The organism is Agromyces sp. NPDC057865 (genome assembly GCF_042796995.1).
Lineage (GTDB): Bacteria > Actinomycetota > Actinomycetes > Actinomycetales > Microbacteriaceae > Agromyces.
Genome location: NZ_JBHVMJ010000003.1, coordinates 319,377 through 335,071, shown reverse-complemented (window position 1 = coordinate 335,071; position 15,695 = coordinate 319,377). Strand labels below are relative to the sequence as shown.

The 15,695-nt window shown below is 70.9% G+C and carries 14 protein-coding genes; 2 read left to right on the top strand and 12 right to left on the bottom strand.

Annotated features, from left to right (window positions below; translation table 11 throughout):
• Positions 1-14 precede the first annotated feature (14 nt).
• The 5 genes from ACFVN5_RS14445 to ACFVN5_RS14425 form a co-directional block, all read right to left on the bottom strand.
• Positions 15-1,055: a LacI family DNA-binding transcriptional regulator gene (locus tag ACFVN5_RS14445; protein WP_376955933.1), complete on the bottom strand. Its 1,041-nt coding sequence runs from the start codon at positions 1,053-1,055 to the stop codon at positions 15-17.
• 137 nt (positions 1,056-1,192) lie between these two features.
• Positions 1,193-2,254 (bottom strand): galactofuranose ABC transporter, permease protein YjfF, encoded by a 1,062-nt coding sequence (gene yjfF / locus ACFVN5_RS14440; protein WP_376955932.1) that lies wholly within the window; start codon positions 2,252-2,254, stop codon positions 1,193-1,195.
• Positions 2,251-3,297: an ABC transporter permease gene (locus ACFVN5_RS14435; protein ID WP_376955931.1), complete on the bottom strand. Its 1,047-nt coding sequence runs from the start codon at positions 3,295-3,297 to the stop codon at positions 2,251-2,253. The genes yjfF and ACFVN5_RS14435 overlap by 4 nt, the downstream gene beginning before the upstream one ends.
• The gene (locus ACFVN5_RS14430; RefSeq protein ID WP_376955930.1) at positions 3,294-4,964 is read right to left on the bottom strand and encodes a sugar ABC transporter ATP-binding protein; all 1,671 of its coding nucleotides are present in this window, start codon (positions 4,962-4,964) and stop codon (positions 3,294-3,296) included. Before ACFVN5_RS14430 ends, ACFVN5_RS14435 begins: the two co-directional genes overlap by 4 nt.
• Before the next feature lie 129 nt (positions 4,965-5,093).
• Entirely contained in the window at positions 5,094-6,077 is a 984-nt protein-coding gene (locus ACFVN5_RS14425; protein WP_376955929.1) for an ABC transporter substrate-binding protein, read from the bottom strand.
• A gap of 403 nt (positions 6,078-6,480) precedes the next feature.
• On the opposite strand from ACFVN5_RS14425, the gene ACFVN5_RS14420 reads away from it, so the two are divergent.
• Positions 6,481-7,431 carry an NAD-dependent epimerase/dehydratase family protein gene (locus ACFVN5_RS14420; RefSeq protein WP_376955928.1) on the top strand — a complete coding sequence of 317 codons (951 nt, stop codon included), beginning with the start codon at positions 6,481-6,483 and terminating at the stop codon, positions 7,429-7,431.
• Between the two features lie 36 nt (positions 7,432-7,467).
• On the opposite strand, the gene ACFVN5_RS14415 is transcribed toward ACFVN5_RS14420, so the two are convergent.
• Positions 7,468-8,046: an HhH-GPD-type base excision DNA repair protein gene (locus ACFVN5_RS14415; protein ID WP_376955927.1), complete on the bottom strand. Its 579-nt coding sequence runs from the start codon at positions 8,044-8,046 to the stop codon at positions 7,468-7,470.
• A gap of 112 nt (positions 8,047-8,158) precedes the next feature.
• On the opposite strand from ACFVN5_RS14415, the gene ACFVN5_RS14410 reads away from it, so the two are divergent.
• Complete coding sequence (locus ACFVN5_RS14410) at positions 8,159-8,533, top strand: glyoxalase superfamily protein (RefSeq protein ID WP_376955926.1); 375 nt, start codon at positions 8,159-8,161, stop codon at positions 8,531-8,533.
• Between the two features lie 26 nt (positions 8,534-8,559).
• On the opposite strand, the gene ACFVN5_RS14405 is transcribed toward ACFVN5_RS14410, so the two are convergent.
• The 6 genes from ACFVN5_RS14405 to mmsB form a co-directional block, all read right to left on the bottom strand.
• Positions 8,560-9,690, bottom strand: a complete 1,131-nt coding sequence (locus ACFVN5_RS14405; protein ID WP_376955925.1) for a LacI family DNA-binding transcriptional regulator — start codon at positions 9,688-9,690, stop codon at positions 8,560-8,562.
• A gap of 11 nt (positions 9,691-9,701) precedes the next feature.
• Complete coding sequence (araA, locus tag ACFVN5_RS14400) at positions 9,702-11,225, bottom strand: L-arabinose isomerase (RefSeq protein ID WP_376955924.1); 1,524 nt, start codon at positions 11,223-11,225, stop codon at positions 9,702-9,704.
• A 152-nt stretch (positions 11,226-11,377) separates the two neighbouring features.
• Entirely contained in the window at positions 11,378-12,988 is a 1,611-nt protein-coding gene (locus tag ACFVN5_RS14395; RefSeq protein WP_376955923.1) for a xylulokinase, read from the bottom strand.
• Entirely contained in the window at positions 12,985-13,704 is a 720-nt protein-coding gene (locus tag ACFVN5_RS14390; protein WP_376955922.1) for an L-ribulose-5-phosphate 4-epimerase, read from the bottom strand. Before ACFVN5_RS14390 ends, ACFVN5_RS14395 begins: the two co-directional genes overlap by 4 nt.
• Positions 13,701-13,847: a hypothetical protein gene (locus ACFVN5_RS14385; protein WP_376955921.1), complete on the bottom strand. Its 147-nt coding sequence runs from the start codon at positions 13,845-13,847 to the stop codon at positions 13,701-13,703. The genes ACFVN5_RS14390 and ACFVN5_RS14385 overlap by 4 nt, the downstream gene beginning before the upstream one ends.
• 579 nt (positions 13,848-14,426) lie before the next feature.
• Complete coding sequence (mmsB, locus tag ACFVN5_RS14380) at positions 14,427-15,668, bottom strand: multiple monosaccharide ABC transporter permease (RefSeq protein WP_376955920.1); 1,242 nt, start codon at positions 15,666-15,668, stop codon at positions 14,427-14,429.
• Positions 15,669-15,695 lie beyond the last annotated feature (27 nt).

Here is a 15,695-nt window from a genome sequence, read left to right as displayed (position 1 = left end):
CCTCGCGCGCCGCCCTACGACCCGACCACGACCCGATCGTGGATCGGCGCCCCCGTGCTCGCCCGCACCACGAGCTCGGGCAGCGCCGGCGTGGGCATGAGCCGGTCGTCGTCGCCGAGCACGGCGAGCACGCCCGCCATCGCGTCGCGGCCGAGCGCGTCGAAGTCCTGGCGCACGGTCGTGAGGGGTGGCGCGAAGTACGCGGCCTCGGGGATGTCGTCGAAGCCGACCACGCTGACGTCGTGCGGCACCGAGCGTCCGGCCTCGGCGAGCGCGTGCATCACGCCGAGCGCCATCTGGTCGTTCGCGACGAACACGGCGGTCATCTCGTCGTCGCGCGCGAGCGCTCGCCCGTGCACGTAGCCGCTGCCGGGCGACCAGTCGCCGGCGAGCGGCTCGCGGGCGGGCAGTCCGTGCTCGCCGAGCGCGGCCGACCAGCCGCGGACGCGCTCGGCGGCGTCCATGGCGGTGGTGGGTCCGCTGACGTGCCGGACCTCGCGATGGCCGAGCCCGATGAGGTGCTCGACCGCGAGGCGCGCGCCGCCGTACTGATCGAGCCAGACGCGGTGCATGCCGCCGCGGTCCTCGGAGGCCACGGCGATGATCGGCACGCCGAGCTCGACTCCGTCGAGTGCGTCGAGCGCGGCCCGTTGCGCGGCGATGAGCACGATGGCCTCGACGTTCTGGCGCACGAGGAGTTCGGCCGCGGAGCGGAGGCTTGGGGCATCCGTCTCGAGCATGCTCGCGGTGATGACCGAGTACCGGGCGTCGCGCGCGGCCTCGTTGAAGTGCAGCGCCGTCGACGAGGGGCCGTAGTCGGGCGCGCCCGTGACGATGAGGCCCAGCGTGCGCGTGCGCCGGGTCACGAGCGCGCGGGCGGCGGGCGACGGCACGTACCGCAGCTGCTTGATCGCCTGCTCGACCCGGGCGCGCGTCGCCGGACGCACGTTGGGCAGGTCGTTGAGCACCCGCGAGACGGTCTGGTGGGACACGCCGGCTAGTCGCGCGACGTCGAAGATCGTCGCGACCCTCGCCTTGTCGTCCCGGTCGCTCACCCGCGCTGCGCTCCTGCCCCGCGCCTCCGCGCGATCCTTCTCGTTGATTATCCTGCCCGGGATGCCCCGGCCCGGCTCGCCCCCGCCGAGGCTCCCCGGCGCCGGCTCGCCGACGCTCCGCCGCTCCCGCCCCCGCCTCAGCGCCGCCTGGCCGTGAGCACCTTCTGCAGGATGATGAACACGAGCAGCAGCAGGCCGATGAAGATCTTCGTCCACCACGACGAAAGGGTGCCCTCGAACGTGATGATCGTCTGGATGACCCCGAGCACGAGCACGCCGAGCACCGACCCGAGCACGAACCCGTAGCCGCCGGTGAGCAGCGTGCCGCCGATGACGACCGCGGCGATCGCGTCGAGCTCGGTGCCGATCGCGGTCAGCGGATACCCCGACAGCGTGTAGAAGGTGAACAGCACGCCGGCCAGGCCCGAGCAGAACCCCGAGACGACGTAGACGAGCACCTTGGTACGCGCCACGGGCAGGCCCATGAGCAGGCCGCTCTGCTCCCCGCCGCCGATCGCGTAGACCGTGCGGCCGAACCGGGTGGCGTGCAGCACCCACACCGCGACCGCCACGACGACGAGCGCGATGATGACGCTCGGGGTGATCGACATGCCGCCGCCGAGCGGGATGCGCGCCACCGCGAGCTGCACGAACGTCTCGTCGGTGATCGAGATCGAGCTCTGGCTGATCACGTAGCAGAGCCCGCGCGCCAGGAACATCGCCGCGAGCGTCGCGATGAACGGCTGCACCTTGAACACGTGGATCATGAGCCCGACGAGCAGGCCGAGCACGCTCGTGAGCACGAGGATCAGGGGAATCACCGTCCACGGCGACCAGCCGGTCTGCAGCAGGCTCGCGGCGATCATGCCACTCAGCGCGACGACCGCGCCGACCGACAGGTCGATGCCGCCGGTGAGGATCACGAACGTCATGCCGACCGCGAGCACGATCAGGTACGCGTTGTCGACGAGCAGGTTGAGGAACACCTGCCCCGAGAAGAACCCGCGGTACCGCACGCCGCCGATCACGAAGATCGCGAGGAACAGCACGGCGGTCACGGTGACGGGTCCGTACTTGGGGCTGGTGAGCAGGGCACGGATGCCGCCGCCGATGCCGCGACGCGAGGGGCCGGTCTGGCCGGGGCCGGCGGGGCGCTTGGCGCGGCCGGGGCGGGCGGGGGCGTCGAGGAGCTTCGTCATGATGCGGCGGCCCCCTTTCCGGCGCGAACGGCCAGTCGTCGTCGGAACCCGCTCAGCGCCTCGGCGGTGGTGGGCGACTGCAGGAGGCAGACCACGGTCACGACCGCGGCCTTGAAGACCATGGTCGCGATCGGCGGGATGCCCACGGTGTACACCGTCGTCACGAGCGTCTGGATGACGAGCGCGCCCACGAGCGTGCCGAGGAGCGAATACCGCCCGCCAGCGAGCGAGGTGCCGCCGATGACCACCGCGAGGATCGCGTCGAGCTCGATGAACAGGCCCGTGTTGTTCGCGTCGGCGGCGGCGGTGTTCGCGGTGAGGATGAGACCCGCGATCGCCGCGCAGAACGCGCAGAACGTGTAGACGGCGAACAGCAGCCCACGTGCGCGCACGCCGGCCTGGCGGCTCGCCTCGGGGTTGATGCCGACGGACTCGATGAACATGCCGAGCGCGGTGCGCCGCGTGATGAGCGCCGCGGCGCCGAAGACGACGGCCGCGATGATGACCGCGATCGGGATGCCGAACCAGAACCCCGAGCCGAGCGCCTTGAACGGCGGGCTGTTCACCGTGATGATCTGGCCTTCGGTGATGAGCATCGCGACGCCGCGTCCGGCCGTCATGAGGATGAGCGTCGCGATGATCGGTTGGATGCCGAGCACCGCCACGAGGAAGCCGTTCCAGACGCCGAGCACGAGCGAGATGAGCAGCGCCACGGCCACGGCGACGGCGACCGTCGCGGGGCTCTCGGGCGCGGGCGAGCCGAGGATGATCGAGCACGCGACCGCGCCCGAGATGGCCGCGACCGCGCCGACCGACAGGTCGATGCCGCGGGTGGCGATCACGAGGGTCATGCCGACCGCGATGATGAGCGTCGGCGCGCCGTTGCGCAGGATGTCGATGAGGCTCCCGAACAGGTGCCCATCGCGCACGGTGACGGTGAAGAAGCCGGGGAACGCGATGAGGTTGATCGCGAACAGGACGAGCAGCATCACGATCGGCCAGAAGAGCCGATGCGCGACGAGCCGGGCGAGCAGGGCGCTCATCGGTCGCCTCCCTGGGCGGGGTCGGTGGTGGGTTCGGGTGCGGTGACGGATGCCACGGGCTCGAGCCGCGCGGCATCCGCGCTGCCCTCGCCCTCGTCGCCCTCTTCGGCGACCGAGCCGTCGGCGATCAGCGCGAGGAGCGAGTCGACCGTGAGGCCGTCGTTCTCGAGGTCGGCGACCACGTGGCGATCGCGGAGCACGACGATGCGGTGGCTGAGGCGGAGCACCTCCTCGAGCTCGGCCGAGATGAAGAGGACGCTCATGCCGTTCTCGGCGAGGTTGAACACGAGCTTCTGGATCTCGGCCTTCGCCCCGATGTCGATGCCGCGCGTCGGCTCGTCGAGGATGAGCAGGTGCGGCGCGATCGCGAGCCAGCGGGCGAGCAGCACCTTCTGCTGGTTGCCGCCCGACAGGTTCCGCACGAGCGCGTCGGGGTTGCCGGGCCGGATGTTCAGCGCCTGGATGTAGCTCTGCGTGAGCTCGTCCTGCCGCTTCTTGGGGATCGGGCGGAACCACCCGCGATCGGCCTGGAGCGCGAGCACGATGTTGTCGCGCACCGTGAGGTCGCCGACGATCCCCTCGTCGCGACGGTTCTCGGAGGAGTACGCGATGCGGTGCGAGATCGCCTGCCGCGGCGTGCGGAGCTTCGTGGCCTTGCCGCGGATCTCGAGCTCGCCCTGGTCGGCGCGGTCGATGCCGCCGAGCAGGCGCGCGAACTCCGTGCGTCCGGAGCCGAGCAGGCCGGCGAGGCCGACGACCTCGCCGGCGGCGATCGGGAGGTCCGCCGGGTGGATGGCGCCGCGCCGGCCGAGGCCCTCGGCGCTCACGAAGGTCGTGGCATCCGAGTCGTCGGCGAAGGACGCCCGAGCGCGCTGCTCGAGGTCGTCGAGTGCCGTGAGCTCCTTGCCGATCATCTTCTGCACGAGGTCGATGCGCAGCAGCTCCTCGGTGAGGTACTCCCCCACGAGCTTGCCGTTGCGCAGCACCGTGAGGCGGTCGCAGATCTCGTAGACCTGGTCCAGGAAGTGCGAGACGAAGAGGATCGCGACGCCCTGCTCCTTCAGCGAGCGGATGACGCGGAAGAGCTCGGCGACCTCGTCGGCGTCGAGCGACGACGTGGGCTCGTCGAGGATGAGGACCTTCGCCTGCACGTCGATCGCGCGGGCGATCGCGACGAGCTGCTGCACGGCGAGCGAGTGGTCGCCGAGCAGCGACCCGGGATCGATCTCGAGGTTGAGGCTCTCGAGCAGCACAGCCGCCCGGCGGCGCATGGCGCGCCAGTCGATCGAGCCGAACCGGTGCGGCTCGCGGCCGAGCATGATGTTCTCGGCGACCGACAGGTTCGGCAGGAGGTTGACCTCCTGGTACACGGTGGAGATGCCCGCGGCCTGCGCCTGCGCCGGCCCGCTGAACGACACCTCGTCGCCCGCGAGCGTGATCGTGCCGGCATCGATGCCGTACACGCCGGTGAGCGCCTTGATGAGCGTCGACTTGCCGGCGCCGTTCTCCCCCATGAGCGAGTGCACCTCGCCGGGGAACATGCGGAAGTCGACGCCGTCGAGCGCCTTCACGCCGGGGAACGTGATCGAGATGTCGCGCATCTCGACGACTGGGGCGACAGCGGATGCCTGGGTCACGTGTCTCTCCATCGAGGGTGGTGGCGGCATCCGCTCGTGCGTTGCCGTTGGTCGAGGGTAGGGCAGGATCTCGCGGGTCGAGGAGCCACCGAAGGCGGCGTCTCGAAACCGGTTGGGTTTCGAGACGCGCCTGCGGCGCTCCTCAACCCGCGAAGCGGATCAGTACTGGCGGTCGGGCAGCGCCTCGATCGCCTGCTCCTGGTTGAAGGTCGTCTCCTCGGTGATGATGCGCGGCTCCACCGAGCCCCCGTCGTTCAGGGTCTTGATGATGTCGACCAGCTGCTTGCCGAGCAGCGGCGAGCACTCGACGATGAAGTTGATCTTGCCGTCGGCGAGCGCCTGCATGCCGTCGTGCACCGCGTCGACCGTGACGATCTTGATGTCCTCGCCGGGCTTCAGGCCCGCCGCCTCGATCGCCTCGATCGCACCGAGGCCCATGTCGTCGTTGTGCGCGTAGACCAGGTCGATGTCGGGGTTCGACTTCAGCATGGCCTCCATGACCTGCTTGCCGCCGGCACGCGTGAAGTCGCCGGTCTGGCTCTCGACCACCTTCAGGTTCGGGTTCTGCCGGATCACGTCGGCGAAGCCCTCGGCCCGGTCGATCGCGGGCGCGGCGCCCGTGGTGCCCTCGAGCTGCACGATGTTCACGGGCTCGGTGGTGTCCTTGTACTCGTCGAGCACCCAGAGGCCGGCCTTCTTGCCCTCCTCGATGAAGTCGGACCCGAGGAACGAGACGTAGAGCGACGTGTCCTTGCTGTCGACCGCACGGTCGGTGAGCACGACGGGGATGCCGGCGGCCTTGGCCTCGTTGAGCACGGCGTCCCAGCCGGTCTCGACGACGGGCGAGAACGCGATGTAGTCGACGCCCTGCTGGATGTAGGACCGGATCGCCTTGATCTGGTTCTCCTGCTTCTGCTGCGCGTCGGAGAACTTGAGCTCGATGCCCGCGTCCTCGAACGAGGCCTGGATGTCCTTCGTGTTCGCGGTGCGCCAACCGCTCTCGGCGCCGACCTGGGCGAATCCGACGACGAGCTCGTCGATGGGCTTGGGACCTTCGGCCGCGGCACCGCCGCCACCGCTCGCGCAGCCGGCCAGCGCGACGAGCATCGCGCCCGCTGCGGCGATTCCGATGAGCTTCTTCATCAGCGTGAACCTCCTTGTTCAGTGGTGCCGGCGAAGCCTGCGTTGCTGCGTTCCTGGTGCGCCGGGTCGCCAGTCCATTCTGGCGGCACTCGCGATGTTAGCGCTCACTTGTGAGCGCTCACAAGTACGAGTTTGGTAACGGATGCATCACGGTCGAGGCACGGTGGCGTGAGCACGCTCTCTCGCGCTGATCACGGTGTTCTGCTGGCGTGCGGTTGCGACTCGCGTTGCGCACTGGCGCTTGATCGTTTCAGAAATGTGAGCGCTCAACTTGGCGGACTCTGCGCCGACTGGCTCGGGTGGAATCCCGGTCGAGCGGGATTCCGACGTGCGAGCGGGATTCCGCCGCGGCCACGGGCCCGCGGTTCACGCGGGCGTAACCGGATCGCGGCAGACTCGGCGTATGAGCGAGCCGTTCCACCTCATCGTCGGCGCCGGCCCCGTCGGCCGATCCCTGGCCGTGCAGCTGGCCGACGCCGGCACGCCGGTGCGCCTCGTCACGCGCTCGGGCGGCGGGCCGGAGCATCCGCGCATCGCACGCCTGGCCGTCGACGCGAGCGATCCCGACCGCCTCGAGGAGGCCGCCCTCGGCGCGGAGGTCGTGTACAACTGCGCGAACCCGGGCGCCTATCCGCAGTGGGAACGCGTGTGGCCGCCGCTCGCCGCGTCGATCCTGCATGCCGCCGAGGCATCCGGTGCCGTGCTCGTGACCATGGGCAACCTCTACGCCTACGGGCCCGTCGACGGGCCGATGCGGCGCGACACGCCCCTGCGGCCGACCGACCACAAGGGCGAGCTCCGCGCACGGATGTGGCGCGACGCCCTCGCCGCGAACGAGGCGGGACGCGTCCGAGCCACCGAGGCCCGAGCCTCGGACTACCTCGGCCCGACGGCGCCGGTCGCGAACGGACTCCTGCCGCGGTACGCCGACGCGACCCTCGCCGGACGCCCGGCGACCGTGTTCGGCGACCCCGACGCGCCGCACAGCTGGACCGCCGTGGACGACATCGCGGCGACGCTCGCGGTGCTCGGCCGCGACGAGCGCGCGTGGGGCTCGCCGTGGCTCGTGCCCTCGAATCCGCCGCGCAGCGTGCGCGACGTGCTGCGCGCCCTCGGCGGGCGCGCCGGCACGGGCGAGCCGAAGCTGCGACGGATGCCGCGCTGGGCCCTCTCATCACTCGGACTCGTCGTGCCGATCCTCCGCGAGGTCTCCGGCGTGCTGTACCAGTTCGAGCGGCCGTTCGAGGTCGACGCCACGGAGACGACGGCGACGTTCGGGATCGAGCCGACCGACTGGGACGCACTCCTCGACGCGACCGCGCCGGCGTGGCACGAGCGCGCGATGGCACGCTGACGGCGACCCCAGCGCCGTCCCGCCAGCCGGCGCCCGCTAGCCCTTCGAGGCCTTGGCCGCCGCCTTCGCCGCCTGCTTCGTCGCCCGCACCTTGGCGAGCGACTCGGCGCTCGTGATGTCCGCGACCGAGGCGAAGCCGCCCTCCGCGCCGTAGTGCGGTCCGGCGGCCTCGCGCCATCCATCCGCCCGCACGCCGAGCTGCTTGCCGAGGAGGGCGAGGAAGATGCGCGCCTTCTGGTCGCCGAATCCGGGCAGCGCCTTCAGCCGCTCGAGCACCTCGGCGCCGTCGGGGTCGCCCTGCGTCCAGATGGCGGATGCGTCGCCGCCCCAGTCGTCGACGACCGCCTTCGCGAGCGCCTGCACTCGTCCGGCCATCGAGCCCGGATACCGATGCACCGCCGGCGGCTGCTTGAACACCTCGATGAAGCGCTCGGGATCATAGGCCGCAACCGTCTCGGGATCGATCGATCCGACCCGCTGCGAGATCTTGAGCGGACCCGCGAACGCGGTCTCCATCGCGACCTGCTGGTCGAGCAGCATGCCGACCAGGAGCGCGAACGCGTCGGTGCTGAGCAGCTCGTCTGCCGCGGAATCCCCGGTGATGTGCAGTGCCATGCGTCCTATCCTCGCATCGAGGGCAGTTCGCGGCATCCGTCGGATAGCGGTCAAGAAGTGACCGGATGCCGCGCCAGACTGGTCGAACCGAACACGCCAGAGGAGGCATCCCATGGACTGGAAGATCGAGCTCATCCACGTACCCGTCAGCGACGTCGATCGCGCGATCGAGTTCTACGTCGACAAGGTCGGCTTCAACCTCGATCACGACCAGCGCGTGAGCGACGAGCTGCGGTTCGTGCAGCTGACCCCGCCGGGATCCGCATGCTCGATCGCGTTCGGCGAGGGCCTGGGCGCCACGCTCGCGCCCGGTTCGCTCGACGTGATCCAGGTCGTCATCGACGACGCGGATGCCGCGCTCGAGCAGCTGCGGGAGAAGGGCGTCGACGCCGAGGGCGTGGACGAGCAGGCGTGGGGCCGGTTCGTGACCTTCCGCGACCCCGACGGGAACCGCTGGACCCTGCAGCAGCTTCCCGCTTGGCGCTGAGCGGACCGCCGGCGCCGCGCGGCAACCTAGCCGCGCGGCGCCGCAGTGCTCTCCCGCACGATGAGCTCGGGCACGCGCGCCGTGCGGTCGGGCGCGCTCGGCTCGTCCTGCAGCACGTCGAGCACCGTGGCCATGATGTCGCGGCCGAGGCCGTCGAAGTCCTGGCGCATGGTCGTGAGCGCGGGCGCGAAGTACGCCGCCTCGGGGATGTCGTCGAACCCGATGACGCTCATGTCGTCGGGCACGCGACGCCCGGCACGACGGAACGCGGCGAGCAGTCCGAGCGACATGTGGTCGTTCGCGACGAACACCCCGGTGACCGTCGGGTCGTCGAGGAGACGCTCCCCCGCCGCGTGCCCCGAGGCCGCGAGCCAGTCGCCGACGATGGGCTCGCGCGGGTCGAGGCCGTGCTCGCGCATCGCGTCGACGAACCCCCGGCGGCGCTCCGCGGCATCCATCGAGTCGGCCGGGCCGGCGACGTGCCGGACCTCGCGGTGACCGAGCCCGATGAGGTGCTCGGTCGCGAGGCGCGCGCCCGTGTACTGGTCGAGCGAGACGCGGTGCAGGCCGGGCTCGAGCTCGGATGCCACGGCGACCACGGGCACGCCGGCGTCGATGCCGTGCAGCACCTCGACTCCCTCGCGCTCGCCCGAGATCAGCACGATCGCCTCGACCCGCTGGAGCGCGAGCCGGTGCACGGCCTGCGTGAGCGTGTCGGCGTCGAGCGTGCGCATGCTCGCCTGGCTCACGGTGTAGCCGGCGTCGCGCGCCGCCTCGTTGAACCCGAGCGCCGCGCTCGACGGGCCGTAGTCGGGGCGTCCGGCCTGGATGAGCCCGATCGAGCCCGAGCGCCGCTTCGCCATGGCGCGCGCGGCCGGCGACGGCGTGTAGTTCAGGTCGGCGATGGCCTGCTCGACGCGCAGCTTCGTCGACGCCGCGACCCCTGAGAGGTCGTTGAGCACCCGCGAGACCGTCTGGTGCGAGACGCCGGCGCGGCGTGCCACGTCGAACATGGTCGGCACGCCGGCGGGCTCGGCCGCGGCATCCGTCGCAGCCGGCTCGGACGCAGCCGGCTCGGACGCAGCCGGCTCGGGTGAGCCCGCCACGGACGCCCCGCTCGCGGCATCCGCGTCGGTCGGGGCATCCGGGTCGGTCATGCGCTCGCCGCTCAGAGGCCCTGCGCCAGTCGGTAGTACGCCTGGTTCCAGCGCACCTCGTGCGTGAAACCGGGCAGGGTGGTGTCCTCGTCGATGACGAGCAGCTCGACCTCGGCCATCTCGGCGAAGTCGCGGAACACCTCGATGCCGACTGCGGTCGACATGACCGTGTGGTGGGCGGCACCGGCGGTGAGCCACGCGGCGGCCGAGGTCCGGAAGTCGGGCGCCGGCTTCCAGACGGCACGGCCGACGGGCAGCTTCGGCAGTGACTCGCGCGGCGCGACGTTCTCGACGACGTTCGCGGTGAGGCGGAAGCGGTCGCGCATGTCGCTCATCGCGACGACGACGGCGGGGCCGGGGTCGGCGGTGAAGACCAGGCGCACGGGGTCGTCCTTGCCGCCGATGCCGAGCGGATGCACCTCGAGCGTGGGCTTCGTCGAGCTGAGCGACGGCGAGACCTCGAGCATGTGCGCGCCCAGGATGAGCTCGTCGCCCGGGGTCATATCGTAGGTGTAGTCCTCCATGAGGCTGGCGCCGCCGGGCAGGCCCGCGCCCATGACGTTCGCGATGCGCACGAGCACGGCGGTCTTCCAGTCGCCCTCCGCGCCGAAGCCGTAGCCCTCGGCCATGAGGCGCTGCACCGCGAGGCCGGGCAGCTGCTTGAGCTCGCCGAGGTCCTCGAACGAGGTGGTGAAGGCGCCGAAGCCGCCTTCCTCGAGGAACGAGCGCAGGCCGAGCTCGATCGCGGCGCCGTCGCGCAGCGACTGGTGGCGCTCGCCGCCCTTCCGGAGCTCGGGTACGACGTCGTACTCGTCCTCGTAGACGGCGACGAGCTGGTCGATCTCGGCCTCGGACGCCGCGGCGACCGCCTCGGCGAGCTCGTTCACGCCCCACGTGTTGACCTGCACGCCGAACCGCAGCTCGGCCTCGGTCTTGTCGCCCTCGGTGACGGCGACGAAGCGCATGTTGTCGCCGAAGCGGGCGAGCTTCAGGTCGCGCGAGGCGGCGAGGCCGGCGGCGGCGCGCTGCCAGGTGCCGAGCTGCTGCTGCACGACCGGGTCGGACGCGTGGCCGACGATCGTCTTGCGCGGCACGCCGAGGCGGGTCTGGATGTAGCCGAACTCGCGGTCGCCGTGGGCGGCCTGGTTCAGGTTCATGAAGTCGAAGTCGATGTCGGCCCAGGGCAGCTCCACGTTGGCCTGCGTGTGCAGGTGCGCGAGCGGCTTCTGCAGCGCGTCGAGGCCGGCGATCCACATCTTGGCAGGGCTGAACGTGTGCATCCAGGCGACGACGCCGATGACGTTCTTCGTCGCGTTCGCCTCGAGGGCGACCTGCTTGATCGCGGCCGAGTCGGTGAGCACGGGCAGCCAGACGATCTTCACGGGCACGTCGGATGCCGCGTCGAGCGTCTCGGCGATGCGCTGCGACTGCTCGGCGACCTGCGCGAGCGTCTCGGGGCCGTAGAGGTGCTGGCTGCCGGTGAGGAACCACACCTCGTAGGCGTCGAGCGAGGTCTGGAGCGGGGTGCGGGTCATGCGATGTCCTTACTTCTTCTGCGATGCGTTCATGTGGCGTGCCGCGCGGGTGCGGGTGGGGGTGCGGGTGCGGGTGCGCCGGAGGGTCTTGGCGAGTGGGCGATGTTGGCGAATCCGGCGTCGTTGTGTCCGCTGACTTCGCCCACTCGGGGTCAGATGGATTGCACGGCCGCGGCCTCCGCGGCGAGGCCGTCGCGGTAGCGGTCGAGGAAGGCGGCGAAGCCGGCGACATCCGCCGCATCGGGCTCGACGGTCTCGAACGCGGCATCCGCGAAGACCCGGTCGTTCAGGTAGGCACCGAGGTCGAGCTCGCCGGCCGACGGCAGGTACGACGCGAGCACCGCGATGCCCCAGGCGCCGCCTTCCGATGCAGTCTCGCCGACCGCGACGGGCGCGTCGAGCGCCCCGGCGAGGAAGCGCTGCGCGACGCCGGCCGTGCGGAAGATGCCGCCGTGGGCGAACATCCGGTCGAGCTCGACGCCCTCGCTCGCGAGCACGCGCATGCCGAGCGCGAGCGTGCCGTACACGCCGTAGAGCTGCGCGCGCATGAAGTTGGCGAGCGTGAGCCGGCTGTCGGGCGTGCGGACGACCATCGGCCGCCCCTCCTCGAGCCCGGCGATCGGCTCGCCCGCGAGCTGGTTGTAGGCGAGGAGGCCGCCGGCATCCGCGTCGCCGTCGAGCGCCTCGCGGAAGAGCACCTCGAACACGGCGTCGTTGTCGACCCGGGCGCCGGATGCCGCCGCGAACCGCGCGAACAGTCCCGCCCAGGCGGCGAGCTCGCTCGCGCCGTTGTTGCAGTGCACCATGGCGACGGGATCGCCGGCCGGCGTCGTGACGAGGTCGAGCTCGTGGTGCGCGTGCGAGAGCGCGCGCTCGAGCACGACCATCGCGAAGATGCTCGTGCCGGCGCTGACGTTGCCCGTGCGCGGGGCGACCGAGTTCGTGGCGACCATGCCGGTGCCGGCATCGCCCTCGGGCGGGCACAGCACGACGCCCGGGAGAAGCGCGCCCGTCGGGTCGAGCAGGGCGGCACCCTCGGCGGTGAGCTCTCCGGCCGGCGCGCCCGCGGGGAGCACCTCGGGCAGGAGCTCGGTGAGCTGCAGGCCGGGTGCGCGGTCGCCGACGAGCCCGTCGAAGACCTCGACCAGGCGAGCGTCGTAGTCGTTCGCAGCCGAGTCGATCGGGAACATGCCCGATGCGTCGCCGACGCCGAGCACCTTGCGGCCCGTGAGCCTCCAGTGCACGTAACCTGCCAGCGTGGTGACGAACGCGAGCTGCGGCACGTGCGGCTCCTCGTCGAGGACGGCCTGGTGCAGGTGGGCGATCGACCAGCGCAGCGGGATGTTGAGCCCGAACCGCTCGCTGAGCTCCGCCGCGGCTGGTCCCGTCGACGTGTTGCGCCACGTGCGGAACGGCACGAGCAGCTCGTCGGCGGCGTCGAACGCGAGGTACCCGTGCATCATCGCCGAGACGCCGATCGCGCCGAACGTCTCGGGCTGCGCGTCGTAGCGGCGGCGCACGTCCGCGACGAGGTCGGCGTAGGCCGCCTGCAGGCCCGACCAGACCGACTCGAGCGAGTAGGTCCAGCGGCGGTCGACGAACTCGTTCTCCCACTCGTGGCTGCCGACCGCGAGCACCTGCGTCGGGTCCTCGCCGACGAGGCACGCCTTGATGCGGGTCGAGCCGAACTCGATGCCGAGCGACGTGCGTCCGTCGAGGATCGCGGCGCGCGCGGCATCCGTCGTGTGCTGGGTGTCGCTCATCGGCGTGCATCTCCACTCTGTCCGTAGACGTTCTGGTAGCGGTCGTAGAGCCGGTCGATCGCATCCTGCGGGATCGGGACCAGGGGCCCGGCCTCGCGGGCGAAGTGCACGCTGCGGGCGACGTCCTCGACCATGACGGCGGCCTTCACCGCATCCTTCGCGCTCGACCCGATCGTGAACGGGCCGTGGTTCCGCATGAGCACGGCGCGCGAGCGGTGGCCGGCGAGCGTCTCGACGATGCCCCGGCCGATCGAGTCGTCGCCGATGATCGCGAACGGGCCGACCGGGATCGGCCCGCCGAACTCGTCGGCCATCGCCGTGATCACGCACGGGATCTCCTCGCCACGCGCCGCCCACGCGACGGCGAAGGTGGAGTGCGTGTGCACGACCCCGCCGACCTCGGGCATGTTGCGGTACACGTAGGCGTGCGCCGCGGTGTCACTCGAGGGCGCGCGCTCCGAACCGGGCGTGCCCGGGATCACGTTGCCGTCGAGGTCGCAGAGGATCATGTTCTCGGCCGCGAGGTCGTCGTAGCTCACGCCAGAGGGCTTGATGACGAAGAGGTCGGCGCCGGGCACGCGACCCGAGACGTTGCCGCCCGTCCAGACGACGAGCCCGTAGCGGGTCAGTTCGGCGTGCAGGCTCGCGACGTCCTCGCACACCTGCGCGATCGCCGCCTCGACCTCGGGCGCGAAGGCGGGTGCCGCGGGGCTCACGCCACCGCCGTCCCGCCGGATGCCTCGAACCAGCGGTCCATGCGCTCGGCCACCTCGGCGCCGTCCTCCGACGACTGCGGCCCCCGGACGAAGTCGGCGAACTCGTCGAGCGCGGTGCCCGTCACGTACTGCTGGTCGGACACGGGGACTCCTTCGTCGTGGGTGGTTCGTTAGCGCTAACGAAGCACGATGTTAGCGCTAACGAAGCCGAGTCTCAACCCGTGCGACTCACCGTTCCTCGCGGCCCGGTCCGAATGCAGGAAGATCCGCGCGACACGCCGCTCGACGCGCTCCGACGCGCGGCGCGACCACGAGAAGTTCCTGCAATCCCGTCGGGTGCGGATGGCTGCTGGCGGGCGGCGGGGTGGGTGTCGTCGGGTGGATGGCTGCCGTCGGGCCGCGGGGCTGGCGTGAGCCACGGATGCCGCGGCATCCGCTCGCCCGGGTGTGCAATTCAGGTCCGCGCCGGCGTGTCGCCCGGGTTCCCCGGCGTGTCGGCCCGACACGCGGTGCGTCGACCTGAATTGCGCACATCACGCTGGCGCCGAACGCGGGCACGGATGCCGCGGCATCCGCTCGCCAGGGTGTGCAATTCAGGTTCGCGCCGCGGCGACCTGAATTGCGCACAGCGCGAGACCGCCGAAGGCACGGATGCCGCGGCATCCGAAGACGGCGAAGGGGGCGGATGCCGCAGCATCCGCCCCCTCGGGTCGACCGACGCGTCAGCTGCCGGAGCGGCGTCGGTTGTAGACGTCGAACGCGACCGCGAGCAGCAGCACCAGGCCCTTGACGACCTGCTGCCACTCGATGCCGATGCCGAGGATCGACATGCCGTTGTTGAGCACGCCGATGATCAGGCCACCGATGATGGCCCCTCCGATCGTGCCGACGCCGCCTTGCACGGCTGCACCGCCGATGAATGCCGCCGAGATCGCCTCCAGCTCGAAGCCGTCACCGGCCTTCGGCCCCGCGAGGTTCAGTCGTGCGGTGAAGATGAGGCCGGCGAGCGCCGCGAGGGTGCCCATGTTCACGAACAGCCAGAAGTCGACGCGGCGGGTCTTGATGCCCGACAGCTCCGCAGCGTGGCGGTTGCCGCCGATCGCGTAGATGTGGCGGCCGAACACCGTGCGGTTCATCACGATCCCGTACACGAGCACGAGCACCGCGAGGAGGATCAGCGTGATCGGAATGCCCTTGTAGCCCGCGAGTGAATAGGCGAAGAAGCCGATCGCGGCCGACACGAGCACGAGCTTCGTGATGAACCACGCCATGGGCTCGACGTCCTGGCCGTACTTCTGGCGGCCGCGACGCGTGCGCACCTGCTGCACGATGATGGCGAGGATCGCGAGGGCGCCGACGCCGAGCGTGAGGGGATCGAGCTCGAACTCCCCGAACACGTCGGTGAGGAAGCCGTTGCCCAATGCGCGGTACTCGGCCGGGAACGAGCCGATGTTCGCATTGCCCAGCACGACGAGGGCGAGCCCTCGGAAGATGAGCATGCCCGCCAGGGTCACGATGAACGCTGGAATGCCGACGAACGCGATCCAGAATCCCTGCCACACGCCCACGAGCGCGCCGATGCCGAGCGAGAGGAGGACCGAGAGCCACCACGGCAGCCCCCATTGCACCGCGAACACGCCGGAACAGGCACCGACGAAGGCCGCGACGGATCCGACCGACAGGTCGATGTGGCCGGCGATGATGACCATCACCATGCCGATCGCGAGCACGAGGATGTACCCGTTCTGCACGACCAGGTTGGAGATGTTCTGCGGGCGAAGCAGGATGCCGTTGGTCAGGATCGAGAACAGCACGACCACCGCGATCAGCGCGATGAAGATGCCGTTCCTGCCGAGGTCGGAGAGCACGTGGCTCAGCCGGTCGGTGAACTTGTTCTCGACGGGGTTGATGTTGCCGCCGCCGACGTGGGTTTCCTCGGTGGTCGGGGGGTTCGGATTCGACATGGTGTCTCCTGGTGTATCCGCCAGCGC

What these genes read in the sequence shown, in the direction of transcription:
- yjfF (WP_376955932.1), bottom strand. Translation starts at nt 2,254, where the DNA reads ATGACGAAGCTCCTCGACGCCCCCGCCCGCCCCGGCCGCGCCAAGCGC.
- ACFVN5_RS14435 (WP_376955931.1), bottom strand. Translation starts at nt 3,297, where the DNA reads ATGAGCGCCCTGCTCGCCCGGCTCGTCGCGCATCGGCTCTTCTGGCCG.
- ACFVN5_RS14430 (WP_376955930.1), bottom strand. Translation starts at nt 4,964, where the DNA reads ATGCCGCCACCACCCTCGATGGAGAGACACGTGACCCAGGCATCCGCT.
- ACFVN5_RS14425 (WP_376955929.1), bottom strand. Translation starts at nt 6,077, where the DNA reads ATGAAGAAGCTCATCGGAATCGCCGCAGCGGGCGCGATGCTCGTCGCG.
- ACFVN5_RS14420 (WP_376955928.1), top strand. Translation starts at nt 6,481, where the DNA reads ATGAGCGAGCCGTTCCACCTCATCGTCGGCGCCGGCCCCGTCGGCCGA.
- ACFVN5_RS14415 (WP_376955927.1), bottom strand. Translation starts at nt 8,046, where the DNA reads ATGGCACTGCACATCACCGGGGATTCCGCGGCAGACGAGCTGCTCAGC.
- ACFVN5_RS14410 (WP_376955926.1), top strand. Translation starts at nt 8,159, where the DNA reads ATGGACTGGAAGATCGAGCTCATCCACGTACCCGTCAGCGACGTCGAT.
- ACFVN5_RS14405 (WP_376955925.1), bottom strand. Translation starts at nt 9,690, where the DNA reads ATGACCGACCCGGATGCCCCGACCGACGCGGATGCCGCGAGCGGGGCG.
- araA (WP_376955924.1), bottom strand. Translation starts at nt 11,225, where the DNA reads ATGACCCGCACCCCGCTCCAGACCTCGCTCGACGCCTACGAGGTGTGG.
- ACFVN5_RS14395 (WP_376955923.1), bottom strand. Translation starts at nt 12,988, where the DNA reads ATGAGCGACACCCAGCACACGACGGATGCCGCGCGCGCCGCGATCCTC.
- mmsB (WP_376955920.1), bottom strand. Translation starts at nt 15,668, where the DNA reads ATGTCGAATCCGAACCCCCCGACCACCGAGGAAACCCACGTCGGCGGC.